This window comes from Methylophilus sp. UBA6697 (assembly GCF_002454655.1).
Lineage (GTDB): Bacteria > Pseudomonadota > Gammaproteobacteria > Burkholderiales > Methylophilaceae > Methylophilus.
On record NZ_DKJH01000042.1, the window covers coordinates 1 to 19,351 of the forward strand.

Annotated in this window: 25 protein-coding genes and 4 tRNA genes; 1 reads left to right on the forward strand and 28 read right to left on the reverse strand. The window is 50.7% G+C overall.

The features are described 5' to 3' along the window. Position 1 precedes the first annotated feature (1 nt). From tuf to B3355_RS10940, 11 genes are all read right to left on the reverse strand, one after another. Positions 2 to 1,192 carry an elongation factor Tu gene (gene tuf, locus B3355_RS10890; protein WP_019881207.1) on the reverse strand — a complete coding sequence of 397 codons (1,191 nt, stop codon included), beginning with the start codon at positions 1,190 to 1,192 and terminating at the stop codon, positions 2 to 4. Between the two features lie 122 nt (positions 1,193 to 1,314). Beyond that, a tRNA-Thr gene (locus B3355_RS10895) sits at positions 1,315 to 1,389 on the reverse strand. Positions 1,390 to 1,409: 20 nt separating this feature from the next. After that, positions 1,410 to 1,485, reverse strand: a tRNA-Gly gene (locus B3355_RS10900). 70 nt (positions 1,486 to 1,555) lie between these two features. Continuing rightward, positions 1,556 to 1,640: transfer RNA gene (locus tag B3355_RS10905), tRNA-Tyr, on the reverse strand. A 62-nt stretch (positions 1,641 to 1,702) separates the two neighbouring features. Next, positions 1,703 to 1,778 (reverse strand) — tRNA-Thr (locus B3355_RS10910). Between the two features lie 145 nt (positions 1,779 to 1,923). After that, positions 1,924 to 2,337 (reverse strand): ClpXP protease specificity-enhancing factor, encoded by a 414-nt coding sequence (locus B3355_RS10915; protein ID WP_292783736.1) that lies wholly within the window; start codon positions 2,335 to 2,337, stop codon positions 1,924 to 1,926. Positions 2,338 to 2,397: 60 nt separating this feature from the next. Beyond that, positions 2,398 to 2,997 carry a glutathione S-transferase N-terminal domain-containing protein gene (locus B3355_RS10920; RefSeq protein WP_019881204.1) on the reverse strand — a complete coding sequence of 200 codons (600 nt, stop codon included), beginning with the start codon at positions 2,995 to 2,997 and terminating at the stop codon, positions 2,398 to 2,400. Positions 2,998 to 3,062: 65 nt separating this feature from the next. After that, the gene (locus B3355_RS10925; RefSeq protein ID WP_232411247.1) at positions 3,063 to 3,773 is read right to left on the reverse strand and encodes a cytochrome c1; all 711 of its coding nucleotides are present in this window, start codon (positions 3,771 to 3,773) and stop codon (positions 3,063 to 3,065) included. Beyond that, complete coding sequence (locus tag B3355_RS10930) at positions 3,773 to 5,059, reverse strand: cytochrome b (protein WP_019881201.1); 1,287 nt, start codon at positions 5,057 to 5,059, stop codon at positions 3,773 to 3,775. Before B3355_RS10930 ends, B3355_RS10925 begins: the two co-directional genes overlap by 1 nt. 5 nt (positions 5,060 to 5,064) lie before the next feature. After that, on the reverse strand, positions 5,065 to 5,685 hold the full coding sequence (gene petA / locus B3355_RS10935; protein ID WP_019881200.1) for a ubiquinol-cytochrome c reductase iron-sulfur subunit: 621 nt from the start codon (positions 5,683 to 5,685) through the stop codon (positions 5,065 to 5,067). Between the two features lie 116 nt (positions 5,686 to 5,801). Then, positions 5,802 to 6,548 (reverse strand): Nif3-like dinuclear metal center hexameric protein, encoded by a 747-nt coding sequence (locus B3355_RS10940; RefSeq protein ID WP_292783741.1) that lies wholly within the window; start codon positions 6,546 to 6,548, stop codon positions 5,802 to 5,804. Positions 6,549 to 6,604: 56 nt separating this feature from the next. On the opposite strand from B3355_RS10940, the gene B3355_RS10945 reads away from it, so the two are divergent. Then, the gene (locus B3355_RS10945; protein ID WP_047515049.1) at positions 6,605 to 7,759 is read left to right on the forward strand and encodes a S1C family serine protease; all 1,155 of its coding nucleotides are present in this window, start codon (positions 6,605 to 6,607) and stop codon (positions 7,757 to 7,759) included. A gap of 1 nt (position 7,760) precedes the next feature. Here B3355_RS10945 and tatC read toward each other — a convergent pair whose 3' ends face one another. The 17 genes from tatC to B3355_RS11030 form a co-directional block, all read right to left on the reverse strand. Next, the gene (gene tatC, locus B3355_RS10950; RefSeq protein ID WP_024930467.1) at positions 7,761 to 8,498 is read right to left on the reverse strand and encodes a twin-arginine translocase subunit TatC; all 738 of its coding nucleotides are present in this window, start codon (positions 8,496 to 8,498) and stop codon (positions 7,761 to 7,763) included. A 24-nt stretch (positions 8,499 to 8,522) separates the two neighbouring features. Next, entirely contained in the window at positions 8,523 to 9,098 is a 576-nt protein-coding gene (gene tatB, locus B3355_RS10955; protein WP_292783748.1) for a Sec-independent protein translocase protein TatB, read from the reverse strand. 13 nt (positions 9,099 to 9,111) lie between these two features. Continuing rightward, entirely contained in the window at positions 9,112 to 9,294 is a 183-nt protein-coding gene (tatA, locus tag B3355_RS10960) for a Sec-independent protein translocase subunit TatA (protein ID WP_292783751.1), read from the reverse strand. 29 nt (positions 9,295 to 9,323) lie between these two features. Further along, a complete protein-coding gene (locus B3355_RS10965) occupies positions 9,324 to 9,653 on the reverse strand; it encodes a histidine triad nucleotide-binding protein (protein WP_024930465.1) in 330 nt (109 codons plus the stop codon). Next, positions 9,650 to 9,967 (reverse strand): phosphoribosyl-ATP diphosphatase, encoded by a 318-nt coding sequence (locus B3355_RS10970; protein WP_292783755.1) that lies wholly within the window; start codon positions 9,965 to 9,967, stop codon positions 9,650 to 9,652. The genes B3355_RS10965 and B3355_RS10970 overlap by 4 nt, the downstream gene beginning before the upstream one ends. Then, the gene (gene hisI, locus B3355_RS10975) at positions 9,960 to 10,343 is read right to left on the reverse strand and encodes a phosphoribosyl-AMP cyclohydrolase (protein ID WP_292783758.1); all 384 of its coding nucleotides are present in this window, start codon (positions 10,341 to 10,343) and stop codon (positions 9,960 to 9,962) included. Before hisI ends, B3355_RS10970 begins: the two co-directional genes overlap by 8 nt. Continuing rightward, positions 10,340 to 11,104 carry an imidazole glycerol phosphate synthase subunit HisF gene (hisF, locus tag B3355_RS10980; RefSeq protein ID WP_019881189.1) on the reverse strand — a complete coding sequence of 255 codons (765 nt, stop codon included), beginning with the start codon at positions 11,102 to 11,104 and terminating at the stop codon, positions 10,340 to 10,342. The genes hisI and hisF overlap by 4 nt, the downstream gene beginning before the upstream one ends. Further along, positions 11,104 to 11,847: a 1-(5-phosphoribosyl)-5-[(5-phosphoribosylamino)methylideneamino]imidazole-4-carboxamide isomerase gene (gene hisA, locus B3355_RS10985; protein WP_019881188.1), complete on the reverse strand. Its 744-nt coding sequence runs from the start codon at positions 11,845 to 11,847 to the stop codon at positions 11,104 to 11,106. The genes hisF and hisA overlap by 1 nt, the downstream gene beginning before the upstream one ends. Before the next feature lie 53 nt (positions 11,848 to 11,900). Further along, complete coding sequence (gene hisH, locus B3355_RS10990) at positions 11,901 to 12,545, reverse strand: imidazole glycerol phosphate synthase subunit HisH (RefSeq protein WP_024930461.1); 645 nt, start codon at positions 12,543 to 12,545, stop codon at positions 11,901 to 11,903. A gap of 16 nt (positions 12,546 to 12,561) precedes the next feature. Continuing rightward, positions 12,562 to 13,152 carry an imidazoleglycerol-phosphate dehydratase HisB gene (gene hisB, locus B3355_RS10995; RefSeq protein ID WP_019881186.1) on the reverse strand — a complete coding sequence of 197 codons (591 nt, stop codon included), beginning with the start codon at positions 13,150 to 13,152 and terminating at the stop codon, positions 12,562 to 12,564. Positions 13,153 to 13,310: 158 nt separating this feature from the next. Further along, entirely contained in the window at positions 13,311 to 14,192 is an 882-nt protein-coding gene (gene hxlA / locus B3355_RS11000; RefSeq protein ID WP_019881185.1) for a 3-hexulose-6-phosphate synthase, read from the reverse strand. A 217-nt stretch (positions 14,193 to 14,409) separates the two neighbouring features. Next, positions 14,410 to 15,474, reverse strand: a complete 1,065-nt coding sequence (hisC, locus tag B3355_RS11005) for a histidinol-phosphate transaminase (RefSeq protein ID WP_292783766.1) — start codon at positions 15,472 to 15,474, stop codon at positions 14,410 to 14,412. A 24-nt stretch (positions 15,475 to 15,498) separates the two neighbouring features. Further along, positions 15,499 to 16,794 carry a histidinol dehydrogenase gene (hisD, locus tag B3355_RS11010; protein WP_292783769.1) on the reverse strand — a complete coding sequence of 432 codons (1,296 nt, stop codon included), beginning with the start codon at positions 16,792 to 16,794 and terminating at the stop codon, positions 15,499 to 15,501. A gap of 33 nt (positions 16,795 to 16,827) precedes the next feature. Next, positions 16,828 to 17,469 carry an ATP phosphoribosyltransferase gene (hisG, locus tag B3355_RS11015; RefSeq protein WP_292783772.1) on the reverse strand — a complete coding sequence of 214 codons (642 nt, stop codon included), beginning with the start codon at positions 17,467 to 17,469 and terminating at the stop codon, positions 16,828 to 16,830. 2 nt (positions 17,470 to 17,471) lie between these two features. Beyond that, positions 17,472 to 18,737: a UDP-N-acetylglucosamine 1-carboxyvinyltransferase gene (gene murA / locus B3355_RS11020; protein ID WP_292783775.1), complete on the reverse strand. Its 1,266-nt coding sequence runs from the start codon at positions 18,735 to 18,737 to the stop codon at positions 17,472 to 17,474. Between the two features lie 2 nt (positions 18,738 to 18,739). Next, complete coding sequence (gene grxD / locus B3355_RS11025) at positions 18,740 to 19,048, reverse strand: Grx4 family monothiol glutaredoxin (RefSeq protein WP_019881180.1); 309 nt, start codon at positions 19,046 to 19,048, stop codon at positions 18,740 to 18,742. 30 nt (positions 19,049 to 19,078) lie between these two features. Further along, on the reverse strand, positions 19,079 to 19,324 hold the full coding sequence (locus tag B3355_RS11030) for a BolA family protein (protein WP_024930457.1): 246 nt from the start codon (positions 19,322 to 19,324) through the stop codon (positions 19,079 to 19,081). Positions 19,325 to 19,351 lie beyond the last annotated feature (27 nt).

Here is a 19,351-nt window from a genome sequence, read left to right on the forward strand (position 1 = left end):
ATTACTCGATGATTTTGGCAACGACGCCAGCACCAACGGTACGACCACCTTCACGGATAGCGAAGCGCAAGCCTTCTTCCATCGCGATTGGGGCAATCAGTGCAACTGAGATGGATACGTTGTCACCTGGCATTACCATTTCGGTACCTGCTGGCAATTCAACTGCACCAGTTACGTCAGTTGTACGGAAGTAGAACTGTGGACGGTAACCGTTGAAGAATGGTGTATGACGACCACCTTCATCTTTACCCAACACGTAGATCTCTGCTGTGAACTTGGTGTGTGGCTTGATAGAACCTGATTTGGACAATACTTGACCACGCTCAACTTCTTCACGCTTAGTACCACGCAGCAATACGCCTACGTTGTCGCCTGCTTGACCTTGGTCCAGCAGTTTACGGAACATTTCAACACCAGTACATGTTGTTTTCAATGTTGGCTTGATACCTACGATTTCGATTTCGTCGCCGACTTTAACAATACCACGCTCGATACGGCCGGTTACTACAGTACCACGACCAGAGATAGAGAATACGTCTTCTACTGGCATCAGGAATGCGCCGTCGATTGCGCGCTCCGGTGTTGGGATGTAGCTATCTAACGCTTCAGCCAATTTGAAGATCGCTGGTTCGCCGATGTCTGATTGGTCGCCTTCCAGCGCCAATTTAGCTGAACCGTGGATGATTGGGGTGTCATCACCTGGGAAGTCGTACTTGCTCAGCAAGTCACGCACTTCCATCTCAACCAGCTCCAACAACTCAGCGTCGTCAACCATGTCTGCTTTGTTCAGGAACACAACGATGTATGGAACACCAACTTGGCGGGCCAACAGGATGTGCTCACGTGTTTGTGGCATTGGGCCGTCAGCAGCTGAACATACCAGGATCGCGCCGTCCATCTGGGCAGCACCGGTAATCATGTTTTTAACGTAGTCAGCGTGACCTGGACAGTCAACGTGTGCGTAGTGACGTGAAGCTGTCTCGTACTCAACGTGCGCTGTGTTAATCGTAATACCACGTGCTTTTTCTTCTGGTGCCGCGTCAATTTGGTCGTAAGCTTTTGCTTCGCCGCCAAATTTCTTCGTCAATACAGTGGTGATCGCCGCTGTCAATGTCGTCTTACCGTGGTCAACGTGACCAATCGTACCAACGTTCACGTGTGGCTTGGTACGTTCAAATTTGCCTTTTGCCATGATGTTTTTCCTTTATTAGTACTAAATAAAGCCAATAATTGTTTTCACAAATTATGCGACGCGGATGACAGCACCCTTGCACGCGACTACTTACCAAGCCCCGTATATTTACAGAGCAAATCTGGTGCCCATGGCGGGAATCGGACCCGCGACCTCTCCCTTACCAAGGGAGTGCTCTACCACTGAGCCACATGGGCGTTTTGCCTATTGTTATTGTTGGAGCGGGCGACGAGGTTCGAACTCGCGACATCTTGCTTGGAAGGCAAGTGCTCTACCAACTGAGCTACACCCGCACTATGCAGAACACCCAAGGAGGGTTCTCACCGACCCGCTTTACAGCAATACCTACAGGCAATCATTTTTTGGTGGAGAGGGCTGGATTCGAACCAGCGTACTCAGAGAGAACGGATTTACAGTCCGTCGCCTTTAACCACTCGGCCACCTCTCCAAAAAATCGACCGCGATTATCGCGGTTAATGTCACTGACGTCAATGTCAGCCAACATAAATTTGGTGCCGGGTATCGGAATCGAACTGATGACCTTCGCATTACAAGTGCGCTGCTCTACCAACTGAGCTAACCCGGCATTTCAGGAAGGCGCAACTATATCACTTTTTTTAGGAAGTGATCTAGTGCTTTTTTAAGAATTTTTTATTTTTCGCTGAAAAAATGCAGCACCGTTTCTGCATATAGACAAATCGCGCCACAGACGATGGCAAACAGGCCGTTTACTACTTAACTACCTTGAGGTGAGATTTTTTAGCAGCAGGCACTTCCGGCACCTCATCCACTGGCATTGCAGCCCGGGTTCCCGGCTCAGGGGCCTGACCATCCACTACTTCAAAAAACATGCCCTGGCCATTTTCGCGCGCGAACACGCCACCTATCCGGCTAATTGGCACATATATATGCTGCGCAACCCCACTGAAACGGGCAGAAAACACTACTGCATCGTTATCGATATGCAGATCTTTCACCGCTGTGTAATTCATGTTGAGCACAATCTCGCCATTTTTTACATAGGCCATAGGTACCCGCGTATGCGCATCGACTTTCACCAGCAGATGTGGCGTCAATCCATTATCAACGCACCACTCATGTATGGCACGTATCAGGTAAGCGGTGGTAGGAATCAGGGTGCTCATGCGAATTTCCTTAAAAAAACAGCGCGAAGGGTATTCGCGCTGCTTGGGGACTGGCTGACGTTATTTACGCATTGCCTTTTCAGAAGGCGTCATGGCTTCCGCGTACATCGGGCGGGAGAACAGGCGCTCTGCGTATTTCAGCAATGGCGAAGCCTGGTTTGGCAATTCGATGCCGTAATGGCCCAAGCGCCATAACAATGGCGTGATGGCAACGTCAAGCATGGAGTATTCATCACCCATCAGGTAACTTTGCTTACCAAAAATCGGCACCAATTGCGTCAGGTTATCACGCACCACTTTACGTGCCTTGTCTGCCGTCTCTTCATTACTGGATTCAATATCCTTGATATGGCTGAACAAGTCTTTTTCAAAGTTGTACAGGAACAGTCGCGCCCGTGCGCGCATCACAGGATCCGCAGGCATTAACTGCGGATGCGGAAAGCGCTCATCAATATATTCATTGATGATATTGGCTTCCGACAACACGAGGTCGCGCTCAACCAACACCGGCACTTCGCCATATGGATTCAAAATGGCCAAATCTTCGGTTTTGTTGGTCAGGTCAACATCAATGACTTCAAAATCCATGCCTTTTTCGAACAATACGATACGGCAACGGTGACTGTAAGGATCGACAGTACCCGAATACAATCTCATCATAATTTATTTTCCCTATAAAAAAAGACACCAAGGCCTCACGCCTTGGTGTCGGACTTGGTTTGCAATTAGCGAATATCTTTCCAGTATTCGGTTTTGATTTTCTTCACCAAGACGAACAATACAGACAGGAACAGCAACACCAGTACGCCAATCCAATAGCGGGATTGTTTGGCTGGCTCAGCCATAAATGCCAGGAAGTTGGTCAAATCACCCGCAAACTGGTCGTACTCCTCAGGACTCAGCTTGCCTGCTTTTTCCAGCTTCAGCGTGTGTGTTTCATGATCCAGCACTTGCACACCCTGCAACTCATACAACACGTGCGGCATTGCCACTTTGTCAAACACCTGGTTATTCCAGCCGGTTGGACGTGTGTCGTCCTTGTAGAAGCTACGCAGATAGGCATACACCCAGTCCGCGCCCCTCGCGCGCACTTCAACGCTCAAGTCAGGCGGTGCAGCACCGAACCATTTCTTGGCATCTTTAGGATTCATGCTGACGCGCATGGTCTCACCAACCTTTTCACCGGCAAACAGCAAGTTTTCCTTGATCTGCTTGTCGGTAAGGCCGATATCCTGCAAACGGTTGTAGCGCATGTAATTGGCACTATGGCAATTCAAGCAGTAATTGACAAAAATCTTGGCGCCGCGCTGCAATGACGCTTTATCCGTCATCTTGATTGGTGCCTTGACATCAATGTGCACTTCATTGGCCAATGCCACGCCAGAAACCAGCAGTGTCAGGCTAGCAAAAGCCTGCAAAAACATTTTCTTCATCATTAGTATGTCACCCTTTCTGGCACAGGCTTGGTTTGATCTTTTTTGGTGTACCAAGGCATTAATACAAAATATGCAAAGTAAATCGCCATACAAATGCGGGCAACCACAGTCGCACGGTCTGCGCCCCCCAGCCATGGCCCGAACTGACCCCAGACATCACCCGGAACCGTACCCAGATAGCCCAGAATGACAAAGCTGATAACAAAGGCGGTCAACCAGCGCTTGTACAATTTGCCACGGTAGCGAATCGACTTCACCGGGCTTCTGTCCAACCAAGGCAGAAAGGCAAATGCAACAACTGACAAGCCCATCGCCACTACTCCGGGGAATTGCGAAATACCGATTGGCGGCACGGCACGCAAGATGGAGTAATACGGCGTGAAGTACCATACCGGTGCAATGTGTGCAGGGGTTTTCAGCGGATCAGCCGGAACAAAGTTGTTAGCTTCAAGGAAGTAACCACCCATCTCAGGCATAAAGAACACAATGGCAAAGAACACCATCAGGAACGCGACCACACCTACCAGGTCTTTTACCGAGTAGTAAGGATGGAAAGGGATGCCATCCAGCGGAATACCGGTTGCCTTATCTTTATGCTTTTTGATTTCAACGCCATCAGGGTTATTAGAGCCAACCTCGTGCAAAGCAACGATATGCACAGCGACCAGGCCCAACAGCACTAATGGCAAAGCAATCACGTGGAAAGCAAAGAAGCGGTTCAAGGTTGCATCAGACACCAGATAGTCACCACGCAACCACTCGGACAAGTCAGGACCGATGAATGGCACGGTAGAGAACAGGTTCACAATCACCTGCGCACCCCAGTAGGACATTTGACCCCATGGCAGCAGGTAGCCGAAGAACGCCTCACCCATCAACACCAGGAAAATACCCACACCAAACAACCAGATCAGTTCACGCGGCGTTCTGTATGAGCCGTAAATAATGCCACGGAACATGTGCAGGTAAACCACCACAAAGAACATGGAAGCGCCGGTAGAGTGCATATAGCGAATAATGTTGCCGCCGAACACATCGCGCATGATGTATTCCACTGAAGCAAATGCCAATTCAGCATCTGGCTTGTAGTTCATGGTCAAAAAGATACCGGTAACGATTTGCAGTACCAGCACCAATAAAGCCAAAGAACCAAAAAAATACCAGAAGTTGAAATTTTTTGGCGCGTAATACTCGGTCAGATGTCCCTTGATAGTACTGGTCAGCGGGAAACGGGCATCTACCCAATCCAGCACGCCAGCGGCAATCGTTTTATTATTATTTGCCATGATATTTAAGCCTCCGCCTTTTTATCTTCACCAATCAGCAATGTGGTGTCTGTCAGGTACTGGTGTGGTGGGATCAACAGATTTTTGGGTGCTGGTGAACCTTTGAACACACGACCGGACAAGTCGAATTTAGAGCCGTGACATGGACAGACAAAACCACCTGGCCACTCCGCCGTCTCTACAAAGTTATCGTTTGGCGAGCAACCCAAATGCGTGCATGTACCCAACATCACAGCGTATTCAGGCTTAATTGAACGATCTTTGTTTTTACAGTATTCAGGCTGTTGTGGTACTTCCAGGTTAGGATCAGACAACTGATCGTCATGCTTAACCAGTTTGGCCAGCATTTCTGGTGTACGGCGCACAATCCATACCGGCTGACCGCGCCACTCGGCCGTCATTTTCTCACCTGGCTTCAGCTTGCTGATATCCACCTCCACAGGTGCACCGGCCGCTTTGGCGCGCTCACTCGGCAACATGCTGCCGACAAACGGCACCGCAACAGCAGCAACACCCACAGCGCCTGTAGCCGCCGTGGCTTTCACCAAGAAGTCGCGTTTTTGCAAATCCACCTCAGATGGCTGGCAAAACGACAAACAGTTGTTGTCAATTTTGTTTTCTGACATTGGCTTCCTTAATCTACCCTTTTGGGGCAACAGTGTGATCAAAACTTGAGTCGCGATTATACATTTTTCGCAGAAACAAGCCAAATTTAATTCAATAAGTCATTGATATTAATCAACTAAACTGGGTTATCCAGCTCAACATAAATGTGCTCAATGCCATACCTTTCGGCGATCCATTGCCCCAGGGCCTGCACGCCATAGCGCTCAGTGGCGTGATGGCCAGCACTAATGTAAGCCGTATCAGTTTCGCACACGGTGTGCCAGGTTTGCTCCGAGACCTCACCACTGATAAACACGTCCACGCCGGCATTCACCACCTGCTGGATATAGGATTGCGCCGCCCCCGTACACCAGGCCACTGTTCGCACCTGTTTTTGCGGATCACCCAGCAACTGCGCCTGCCGCCCCAGGCAGGTGCTCACATACTCACCCAGCTGCGCGAGCGTCATGGCTTGTGGCAACTCAGCCACAGGCAACATGTTTTTATCATCAAGATAACGTGTGACTGACCACTCGAACACTTTACCCAGCTGCACGTTATTACCTACTTCAGCATGCGCATCCAGCGGCAAATGATAGGCCAACAGACTCAGATCATGTGTCAGCAGGCGTTTTAAGCGCTGACGTTTCAGGCCTGTCACCTCTGCAGCCTCACCGCGCCAAAAGTATCCATGGTGTACCAGAATCGCATCGGCGTCTGCCGCAATCGCCGCCTCAATCAAGGCCTGGCTAGCCGTCACGCCACTGACAATACGCCTGACTTGCGGTCGACCTTCTACCTGTAAACCATTTGGGCAATAATCTTGAAATTTGCCAACTTGTAAAAAATTGGCTAACTCAGTGACAAGAAGATTCAATTCCATCTCTGACTCTCATATATACTAGGCATTTGTTAAGACATTCACTTACTTTTGCAATTATGCGACATCTCTGGTCTATCTTCTCACAAGCCGTCACCGTTTGTCTGGGCATTTTGTTTGTCTTGAAGTTATTTTATCCCGGCGTATTAACACAACCCAGCCAACCAGTGGTCACCAAACAAGCCGCCACCAACACTACCGCTGCCATTGCAAAAAACGGCTACCGTACAGCGGTCAGCAAAGCCATGCCCTCAGTGGTCAATATATTCACCACCGCACGCATTAGCCAGGATCCTCACCATGCCTTAAAAAATGACCCGTTGTTCCGTCACTTTTTCGGCGACGAAATGGAAGAAGAGGACGAGCAGCCAGAAAACAGCCTGGGTAGCGGCGTGATTGTCAGCGCTGATGGCCTGATCCTGACCAACAACCACGTCATCAGCTCGGCCGACCAGATTGAAGTAGCGCTCAGTGATGGCAGCAAATCGTCCGCTACCGTGGTTGGCACCGACCCGGACACAGACCTGGCAGTGCTAAAAATTGACCGTAAAAATCTGCCAGCGATTACCTTTAGTAATAGTGACCAAATGAAAGTTGGCGATGTCGTGCTGGCCATTGGCAACCCGTTCGGCGTCGGCCAGACCGTGACCCAAGGCATTATCAGTGCGCTGGGCCGCAACCATTTGGGCATTAATACCTTTGAAAACTTTATCCAGACGGACGCCTCGATTAACCCGGGTAACTCTGGCGGCGCGCTCATAGACGTCAACGGCAGCCTGATTGGCATCAACAGTGCGATTTATTCGCGCAACGGCGGCAGCATGGGCATCGGCTTTGCCATTCCGGTCAGCATCGCGAAACAGGTCATGGAACAAATCAGTTCCAGCGGCACGGTCACACGTGGCTGGATCGGGATTGAAGCCCAGGACATCACCCCTGAGCTGGCGGAGTCATTTAACCTGAAAACGGCTAACGGCTCACTGATTGCAGGCGTGTTGCTGGATAGCCCGGCTGATCGTGCCGGATTGCGTCCTGGCGATATTCTGGTGGGTATTGATGATAAGCCTGTGGCAGATAGTCAGTCCATGCTGAATATTATTGCCATGCTCAAGCCACGCGAAAAAGCCACCTTATCCATCATACGCGCCGGCAAGAAAGTGAATATTGCATTGGTCGTAGGTAAGCGCCCACTCCCAAGTAAAATCCCGCAATAGCTTAGTTGACAGCAGAGTCGCTGGCGGCTGGTTGCGGTAGCCAGCGCACTACCAGCAGACCAATTTCATAGAGCAACCACAACGGGATGGCCAACATACACTGGGAAACGATATCTGGCGGCGTGAAAATCGCCCCCAGTACAAAAGCACCCACGATGACATAAGAGCGTGATTCTTTGAGTTGTGCCAGCGTGACCCAGCCCATAAGCGCCATCAATACCACAGCAATCGGCACCTCAAACGCAAATCCAAAGGCCAGAAACAAGCCAATCACAAAATCAAGATATTCGGCAATGTCCGTCATCACCGTCACACCAGCCGGTGCGCTACCCACCAAAAAGCTGAACACGACAGGAAACACCACAAAATAGGCAAAGGCCATGCCGATAAAAAACAAAGCCACTGCCGATGCCAGCAAGGGGCGGATCAATCGCTTTTCATGTGCATATAAACCAGGCGCAACAAAAGCCCAGCATTGATAAATCATCCATGGCAAGGCGATCAGGAATGCCGTCAGCATGGTGACTTTCATCGGCACAAAAAACGGCGTGGTGACTGCGGTCGCGATCATTTGTGCGCCTTGTGGCAATTTGGCAAGTAAGGGCGCTGCCAGCAAGCTATACAGTCGATCAGCAAAAGGGAACAAGGCAGCAAACGCCACCAGCCATCCGACAATCGCTCGCAACAAACGATGGCGCAATTCGATCAGGTGGGAGATAAAACTTTCGGTCGGCGTCATGATAGAAGGGAAATCCGGAACGGCTTAAGCAAGCGGTTTGTGTTCAGACACTGGCGCTGTATCGTCATTTTTCTTGGCGGCATTGCGCGGACGGCGCGGCTTCTTCTGATCTTCCGCGGCGACAGCAAACAACTCCGCCTGCGGATCGGCATCCAGCAATTTATGCTCGCCATGCTCTGCCGCTGCTTGAGCGACTTCGATAATTGTTTCCTCAGCATTCGTAACAGGTTTACGCTGACGCGGCTTGCGTGGTTTTTTGACCGTGACAACATCGACATCGACATCGACCACGGTCGCCTCAACGGCTTTGCTCACCGGCGCTTTATTCACCGCCACTTCCGCCATCGCAGGCGGCAGAATGCTTTGCTCAATCTCGTCATAGCCCTGTCGCAAGCCGGACTGCACTTCCTGCTGCAGTGTTTGCAGTTCGGCAAAACGCGTTTCGCGATTCACTTCGTCCTTCACTTGCGTGACGAAGCGCTGCAAACGACCAAAAAAAGCGCCCGCAGTGCGGGCGACTTTTGGCAACTTCTCCGGCCCGATAACTACCAGGGCAACCAAAGCAATGACCAGCAATTCTGAGAATGAAATATCAAACACAATGCGTCAGCACTTATTTGTTTTTGTCAGACAACTCTTCAGGCTTGGACTCACCCTTGCCCTCATTAACGGCTTTTTTAAATTCATTCACCGCACCGCCGACATCACCGCCAATATTACGCAGCTTCTTGGTGCCAAATACCAACACCACAATCAGCAATACAATCAGCCAATGCCACAAACTAAATGAACCCATGGTAATCTCCTTTATCTTGTCTGGTGGTACTAAGCCACTGCGCCGCCGCCAAACACGTGCAGATGAATATGAAACACTTCCTGACCGCCTTCACGACCCACATTCATCACGGTTTTATAACCAACCAGGCCTTGTTCGGCCGCCAGTTTGGCCGCTAACAACATCATCTTGCCCAACAACGCCTGATGCTCGGCTGTACAGTCTTTCAGTGTTTCGATGTGTGCTTTGGGCACAATCAGGAAATGCGTTTTTGCCAAAGGACGAATATCGTGGAACACAATGACATCTTCGTCCTCATAAATTGTTTTAGATGGAATATTGCCAGCAGCGATTTTGCAAAAAATACAATCCGCACTCATTCAGTTCTGCTCGCTTTCTCTGCAATGCCAGATAAGCCTTCACGACGCGCCAGCTCATCCAGCACGTCCTGCGCACTGAGTCCGGCATGACTCAACATCACCAAGGTATGAAACCATAAATCGGCAGTTTCATAAATAATTTCTTCAGCTTTACCGCCCTTGGCCGCAATCACGGTTTCAGTCGCTTCTTCGCCTATTTTTTTCAGGATGCTGTCCATGCCTTTGGCATAGAGTTTGGCGACGTAAGAAGACGATGGATCAGCCGATTTACGCTGCTCCATCAATTCGGACAGTCGGTTTAATACATCACTCATGATAAATCGCTTTCGGATCTTTGATCACCGGCTCTACCGTGACCCAGGCATCGTCTTGCAATTGCTGGAAAAAGCAATTGTGTCGACCGGTATGACAAGCAATCCCGCCCAGTTGTTCGACAGTAATTAAGACGACGTCGTCGTCGCAATCAAGGCGGATATCATGCACGATTTGCGTATGGCCAGACTCTTCACCCTTATGCCACAATTTATTGCGCGAACGGGAGAAATACACCGCATGCCCGGTATCGCGCGTCAGCTTTAAAGCTTCGCGATTCATCCAGGCAAACATCAGAATTTTGCCAGTGTCTTTTTCCTGGGCAATCACAGGCACCAGGCCCTCAGCCGTCCAGGCGACTTGATCCAGCCAGCTCATCGCACTTCCAGTCCGTGTTCACGCATATAGTCTTTGGCCTGTTGTACTGTGAATTCACCATAGTGAAAAATGCTTGCTGCCAACACCGCATCGGCGCCACCCATCGTCACGCCATCCACCAGGTGCTGCAAATTACCAACGCCGCCAGAGGCAATCAATGGGACATCGACGGCATCACTAATCGCCTTGTTGAGCGGGTTATTGAAGCCAATTTTAGTGCCATCGCGATCCATGCTGGTCACCAGCAATTCGCCCGCACCCAGGCTGACCATTTTTTGCGCCCACTTTACGGCATCCAAGCCAGTGGGATTGCGCCCACCATGCGTAAACACTTCCCACTCAAACGGCTGGTTATCTACTTTTTTGGCATCAATCGCCACCACGATACATTGCGAACCAAAGCGGCTGGCCGCATCTTCAACCACTTGTGGATTGAGCACCGCCGTTGTATTGATACTGACCTTATCTGCACCGGCATTAAGCAAGCGGCGCACATCTTCCACCTTACGCACGCCACCACCCACAGTGAGCGGGATAAATATCTGTTCGGCGACACGTTCGATAATGTGCAAAATCAGGTCGCGGTTATCAGAGCTGGCAGTAATATCCAGAAAAGTCAGCTCATCAGCGCCTTGATCGTTGTAGCGTTGCGCGATTTCGACCGGATCACCGGCATCGCGCAACTCCAGGAAATTCACCCCTTTGACCACACGGCCATCAGTGACATCCAGGCAAGGAATAATGCGTTTGGCACAGCCCATTATTGACCGCTCAGCTGATCAGCCAACTGTTGTGCTGCCGCGAAGTCGAGCGTGCCTTCATAAATAGCTCGGCCAGTGATAGTACCGATAATGCCCTCATCCTGCACCGCACACAGTTTGCGCACGTCATCCAGATTGGTGACACCGCCACTGGCGATGACAGGAATGGTTAATGCCTGCGCCAGCGCAACTGTGGCTTCAATATTGACACCCGTCAGCATGCCATCGCGGCCAATGTCTGTATAGACAATGCTTTCCACACCGTAGTCTTCAAACTTTTTCGCCAGGTCAATGACGTCGTGACCAGTCAATTTGGACCAGCCATCGACAGCGACTTTGCCATCCTTGGCATCCAGGCCGACCATAATCTGGCCAGGGAAGGCGTAGCAGGCTTCGTGCAAGAAACCTGGATTTTTAACCGCAGCCGTGCCGATGATGACATAACCGATACCGTCATCCAGGTAACGCTCAATCGTGTCGAGGTCACGAATGCCACCACCCAACTGGATAGGGATATCCCCACCCACGGCGGCGACAATAGACTTGATCGCATCTTCGTTGACGGGTTTTCCGGCAAACGCACCGTTCAAATCTACCAGGTGCAAACGTTTACCGCCTTTATCTACCCAATGCCGTGCCATAGCGCCCGGGTCTTCGGAAAATACTGTGGACTCTTCCATCAGGCCCTGCTTCAAACGGACGCAGTGGCCATCTTTCAAATCAATTGCTGGAATAATTAACATGTTGTTTTCAATAGATAAATAACGAGTAGTGACTAAAACGACTGAAAATCCGTTTAGGGTTTCCAGTTTACAAAATTACGCAAAAGTTGCAAGCCTGCATTGGCGCTCTTTTCCGGGTGAAACTGTACGGCAAACACATTATCACGCGCAATCGCGCCCGTATAATCGAACGGATAAGCCGTCGTGGCAGCGGTTAACGCAGTCTCTTCTGGTGCGACATAATAACTGTGCACATAATAAAAGCGCGCCTGATCCGGGATCTCGGACCACAGAGCATGGGCCTGTGTTTGATGCACCTGACTCCAGCCCATATGCGGCACTTTCAGTTTAGCACCTTGCTCATCATGCATTTTGTCTGCAGGAAAGCGCTTCACTTCACCGCGGTAGACACCCAAACCAGGCACATCACCCTCTTCCGAATGCTCAAACAGCATCTGTAAACCGATGCAAATACCTAAAAACGGTTTTTGTTGTGTCGCATCGATCACGGCCTGGCGTAAATGGCGTGCATCGAGCTCACGGATACAATCCGGCATCGCACCTTGTCCAGGAAACACCACGCGCTCAGCCTGTGCAATCTGCTCAGGATCGCTGGTGACGGCGACAGAAATGGAAGGGGCCACCGCTTTAAAAGCGTTGGCCACCGATCTTAAATTACCCATGCCATAATCAACAATGGCAACTTGCAAGCGACTCATGGTTAGCAATCAGGCGTTATAACGCACCCTTGGTAGATGGCATCAATCCTGCCATACGTGGATCTGGGGTCGCGGCGATACGCAGCGCACGACCAAAGGCTTTGAATATGGTCTCTGCCTGATGATGGGCATTATGACCCTTGAGGTTATCAATATGCAGTGTCACCAGTGCATGATTGACAAAGCCCTGGAAGAATTCATGAATCAGGTCTACATCAAACTCGCCGATCATGGCGCGCGTGAAGGTGCAATCAAACGCCAAACCCGGGCGGCCAGACAGATCCAGCGCCACGCGGCTCAAGGCCTCGTCCAGCGGCACATAACTATGACCGTAGCGGGTCAAGCCTTTTTTATCACCCAAGGCTTTGGTAAACGCCTGACCGAGCGTGATGCCAATGTCTTCAACGGTGTGATGTGCATCGATATGCAAGTCACCGTTGGCATGAATCTTTAAATCAATCATGCCGTGACGGGCAATTTGATCCAGCATGTGGTCTAAAAAGCCCAAACCGCTGTGCAAGTCTGATTGGCCGGTGCCATCGAGGTTAATCGAGACGGTAATTTGTGTTTCTAGCGTATTACGCGTGACTTCAGCTTGACGTGACATATAAGAGAGGAAAGGTGATCACAGAGAGTTTGCAAATATTGCGTTCATTTTACAGCAAGTCCTGCCACACTGGCAAAAAGCTGTCATGAAAAACAAAAAAGCAGCCCAGATGGGCTGCTTTTTCAAATCAGAAAGCGATCCGTAAGGGTAGCAGTCGATTATTTAGCTTCTTCAGTGGCTGGTGCAGCTTCTGCAGCAGGCGCCGCGTCAGCTGGAGCAGCTTCTTCGGCAGCCGGGGCTTCAGCAGCAGGTGCAGCGTCAGCTGGAGCAACTTCTTCAGCAGCTGGTGCTTCAGCAGCAGGAGCAGCTTCTTCAGATTTTTTGCCCAACAAAGAGAATACCAATACAGCAGCAACTGCAGCAATGATCCATGGCAGCAACTTGTTACCGCCTTTAGTGGCAGTACCAGCACCGTGAGCGATCTTGGTGATTTCAGTTGCAGCGGCTGCTGGGTCAGCAGCACCGTAGATAGCCGCACCGGCAACTACGATATCAGCACCAGCATCAACTACTTGTTTAGTGGTTGCAGCTTTAACACCGCCAGCAACAGACACTTTAGCACCTGTTTTCAGACCGGATACCAGACCCAGGTCAGCAAATGGCGTTTGACCAGCCGCTTGTTGGTCCAAACCAGTGTGAACACCAATAATGTGTGCACCCAATTTAACCACTTCCAGCGTACGGGCTTTTTTATCTTTAACGTTGATCAGGTCGATTTGCGCTTCTTTGCCATACTTGTTGGCAGCGTCGATTACGCCTTTGATCGTACCGATATCTGCAGTACCCAAAACGGTACAAATATCAGCACCAGCTTTGTAGAATGGCTCAGCTTCGTAAAAGCCAGCATCCATGGTTTTCAGGTCAACCAGAATTTTGTTGTTAGGGAATTTTGAACGCAATGCTTTCAACAATTCGATACCGTTGTGTTTGATACAAGGGGTACCAATTTCCAGAATATCAACGTGTGGAGCAACTTTAGCTGCCAAAGCGATCGTTGCGTCGAAATCCAATGAGTCCAATGCCATCTGGGTTTGTGCCATTTTTCTTCCTCCGAGTTTGCTCTATTTTAAATCCAATGAATCAATGCGCAGCAATTATGCAAACGCAACCCTCACTGCACATTATGTACAATAGCGTGCATCATAACCGTATTTTCAAAAAAATGACAATATTGCGACGATTTTTTTTAAGTCACGATACAACCATTTGCAGCCCATTAGCAGGCAGATTACGGCAGATACTTTGATTTTAACGACATCAAGCCTGCACGATAGATTGCAATGCCTGCATCAAGGCCTGATTTTGAGATGTGTTGCCTATGGTAATGCGCAAAAAGTCAGTGATACGTGCCGGTTTTTTAAAATGGCGCACAATCACCGCCTGTTCACGTAAGCTCGCGGCCAATTGCTCTCCCGCGTATTTTGGATGGCGCGCAAAAATAAAGTTGGCGCCAGATGGCAACACTTCGAACCCTAAGCCTTGCAAATCAAGCACCAATTGATCACGCGCAGCGATCACTTGCTGACGGGTTTGCTGAAAATAGGCTTCGTCTTGCAAGGCGGCAACAGCGCCCGCTTCCGCAAAACGGTCTATCGGATAGGAGTTAAAACTATCCTTTACACGAATCAAGGCCTCAATCAAGGCTGCATGCCCTACGGCATAACCCACCCGTAAGCCCGCCAGAGAACGCGATTTTGAATAAGTATGCGTGACCAGCACATTGGGATATTGATTGACCAAAGAAACGGCTGACTCGGTTCCGAAGTCAACATAGGCTTCATCAATCACGACTACGGATTGCGTATTGGCTTTTAATAGGCGCTCAATCTCGCTCAGCGCCACTGGGATTCCGGTCGGCGCATTGGGATTAGGGAAGATAATGCCGCCATTGGGGCGCAAGTAATCGTCAATCGCAATCTCAAACCGTGTATTCAATGGCACTGTTTCAAAGTCAATGCCGTAAAGACCGCAATAAACCGGGTAGAAACTATAAGTAATATCCGGGTAAAGCAGTGGCTGATCGTGCTTGAGCAAGGCTTGAAACACATGCGCCAACACTTCGTCCGAGCCATTCCCCACAAACACCTGATTGGCTTGCAAACCATGATATTCGGCAATCGCTGCCTTCAGGCGGCTGGAATCCGGATCCGGGTACAAACGCAAACTGTCAGCGGCCTCCGCCTGCAACGCGGCAATCACTTTTGGGCTAGGCCCATAAGGGTTCTCATTGGTATTCAGCTTGACCAGGTTTTGCAGTTTTGGCTGCTCACCCGGCACATAAGGGGTCAGACTGTGTACCAGCTTACTCCAATATTGACTCATGACATTACTCTTAAATTCAACCAGTTATTTCAAGCGATATTCAGCACTGCGGGCGTGCGCCTGCAAGCCTTCGCCATACGCGAGAGTGGCGGCAATCTTGCCCAGTGTTTGCGCCCCGGCGGATGACACCATAATCAGGCTGGAACGCTTCTGAAAGTCATACACTCCCAATGGCGAACTGAAACGCGCGGTACGTGAGGTTGGCAATACATGGTTGGGCCCGGCACAATAATCGCCCAGCGCTTCACAGGTATCACGCCCCATAAAAATCGCACCGGCGTGTTTGATGTGTTTGCTGAATGCCAAGGCATCATCCATCGACAACTCCAGGTGCTCAGGCGCGATGAAGTTACAAATCTCAGCCGCTTCGGCCAAATCTTTCACCTGAATCAAGGCACCACGGTTTTGTAATGAAGTGCGGATAATGTCGTGACGTGGCATTTCGCCAACCTGGCGTTCAATACTCGCCTGCACCTGGTCAAGAAACTCAGCACTCGGTGACAGCAAAATCGCTTGCGCCAGTTCATCGTGCTCAGCCTGGCTGAACAAGTCCATCGCCGTCCAGTCTGGATTGCTCTGGCCATCACTGATGACTAGGATTTCTGACGGGCCAGCCACCATATCAATGCCAACCACGCCAAATACACGGCGCTTGGCAGCAGCCACATACGCATTGCCTGGTCCAACAATTTTATCGACTTGCGGCACGGTCTCGGTGCCATAAGCCAAGGCGCCCACTGCTTGCGCGCCACCAATACAAAACACGCGATCCACACCACACACAGCGGCGGCGGCCAATACCAATGGATTCTTCTCCCCATTAGGCGTCGGCACCACCATCACCAACTCTTGCACGCCAGCCACTTTGGCAGGAATCGCATTCATGAGTACCGACGAAGGATAAGCCGCCTTGCCGCCTGGCACATAGAGGCCAACGCGGTCCAGCGCGGTCACTTGCTGACCCAGCAAGGTACCGTCGGCTTCAGTGTACTGCCAGGACTGCATCACTTGTTTTTCGTGGTAGCTGCGCACGCGATCAGCAGCCGCCTGCAAAGCCTCACGTTGCACTGCTGGCAAGCCATTTAAGGCTGCATGCAATTCCGCTTGCGGGATTTCCAACGCCGCCAGACTGGTGGTGTTGGTTTTATCAAAACGATTGGTGTATTCGAGTACCGCTGCATCGCCACGTGTTTTCACATCCTTAAGGATATTGGCAACCACCTGGTCGATATTGTCATCCTGCGCGGTTTCAAAAGCTAACAGCGCTTTTAATTCAGCATCAAAACCTGCGTCCTGCGTATTTAAACGTTTAATCTTCATAGATCTCTGTCAGTTAATCTTTTCGAATAGCGGCTAATCTTTTTGAATAGCACCAGCAAAACTGTCAATAATCGGTTGCAACAAGGGACGATTGACCTTGTAAGAAGCCTGATTGACGACCAGGCGCGAGCTGATCGCACCGACCTCTTCCACCGCTTTCAGCTTGTTGGCACGCAAGGTGCCGCCCGTGCTGACCAGGTCGACAATCGCATCCGCCAAACCCACCAACGGGCCCAACTCCATGGAACCATACAGCTTGATTAAATCGACATGCATGCCTTTGGCGGCAAAATGCTCGCGTGCCGTTTTCACATATTTGGTGACCACTTTCAGGCGCGCGCCCTGGCGGATGCTGGCTTCGTAATCGAAATCCTCACGCACCGCCACCATCATTTTGCAACGCGCGATATTGAGGTCCAGCGGCTGGTACAAACCTTCGCCGCCATGCTCATCCAGCACATCCTTGCCAGCGATGCCCAAATCCGCTGCCCCATATTGCACATAAGTGGGTACATCGGTTGCACGTACAATAATCAGACGCACATCTGCACGATTGGTTGGCAAAATCAGCTTGCGCGAAGATTCGGGATCCTCCAGCGCCTGTATGCCAGCGGCCGCTAACAGCGGCGTGGTTTCCTCAAAAATGCGCCCTTTGCTGAGTGCAATAGTAATCATGATTAATTCGATCTGCGCACTTTGGCGCCCAGTTGATTCAGTTTCTCTTCCAGCTTTTCGTAACCGCGGTCCAGATGATAAATGCGGTCAATCACCGTTTCGCCATCTGCCACCAAACCGGCTAACACCAGTCCAGCAGACGCACGCAAATCAGTCGCCATCACATTGGCACCTTCCAGCGCGGAAACCCCTTGCACCATGGCAGTATTACCCTGCACATCAATATTGGCGCCCATGCGCTGCAACTCCTGCACATGCATAAAGCGGTTTTCGAAAATGGTTTCGATCACCGTACACACGCCTTCTGCCACTGTATTCATGGCCATAAACTGCGCCTGCATATCGGTTGGGAAAGCCGGGTGCGGTGCCGTACGCACATTGACCGCTTTCAATTTGCCAGTACTTTTGACCGTGATGCTATGACTGTCATGACTGATATTCGCCCCGGCTTCACGCAGCTTTTCAATCACTGCTTCCAGCAAATCAGCGCGGGCATTTCTCAAAGTCACTTCGCCACCTGTCATCGCAGCAGCCACCATATAAGTGCCTGCTTCAATACGGTCACACACCACATGGTGCTGCGCACCGGTCAGGCGCTCCACGCCCTCAATCGTAATGGTATCGGTACCCGCACCAGTAATCTTGGCACCCATTTTATTCAGGCATTCTGCCAGGTCAACGACCTCAGGTTCCTTGGCTGCGTTCTCCAATACGGTGGTGCCTTGCGCCAGCGCAGCCGCCATCATCAGGTTCTCGGTGCCGGTGACAGTGACCATATCCATATAGTACTTGGCGCCTTGCAAACGGCGGTTTGGCAAGTGCAAGGTGCTGGCCTGGATATAACCATGCGTAATATGCATGGCTGCGCCCATGGCTTGCAAACCCTTGATATGCAAATCTACCGGTCGCGAGCCGATCGCACAGCCTCCTGGCAGAGAAACACGCGCCGTGCCGAAACGGGCCAGCAACGGGCCCAGTACCAGAATGGAGGCGCGCATGGTTTTCACCATTTCATAGGTCGCTTCAAACGAAGCCACGTCGCTGGCATCCAGCGTGACCTGATCGCCTTCTTTGCTGACTTTCACACCCATGGTGTCCAGCAACTCGAGTGTCGACGCGACGTCGCGCAACTCAGGCACACCGGTTAAGGTAAAAGGGGTTTCTGCCAGCAGCCCGGCACATAAAATCGGCAACGCGGCATTTTTGGCGCCAGAAATCACCACTTCGCCATGCAGCGGCACGCCGCCTTCAATAATCAGTTTGTCCAAAATTACGCTTTCGACAACAGGGTTTGCAGTTCACCGCTTTGATACATACTGCGCATAATATCGGCACCACCAATAAATTCGCCATCAACATAGAGCTGCGGAATCGTTGGCCAGTTAGCGTATTGCTTGATCCCTTCGCGGATATCCATGTCTTGCAACACGTCAATCGCCACATACTCGGCGCCACAGGCGCTCAAGATTTGCGCAGCCACGCTGGAAAAGCCACATTGTGGGAATTTCGGGCTACCTTTCATATACAACACTACTTTGTTATTGCTTACCGTGTCTTTAATTTGTGCTTGTGCATCCATGTTGACTGACTCCAAATATTTATTAAAACGCTAGGCTTGCTGTTGCTGCCATTGCGTCGGGGTATAGGTTTGCATAGACAGCGCGTGAATCTCGGCACGCATGCGGTCACCCAATGCCGCGTAGACCAATTGATGCTGCTGGACCATGCGCTTGCCTTCAAATGCCGGGCTGACAATCACCGCATCAAAATGGGTGCCGTCATCGCCATTCACTTTCAGGTAATCGCATTCCAGTCCGCTGCGGATGTATGCTTCAAGTTGCGCTGCTGTTAACACAAAACCTCACTTATTCAACAAAATACA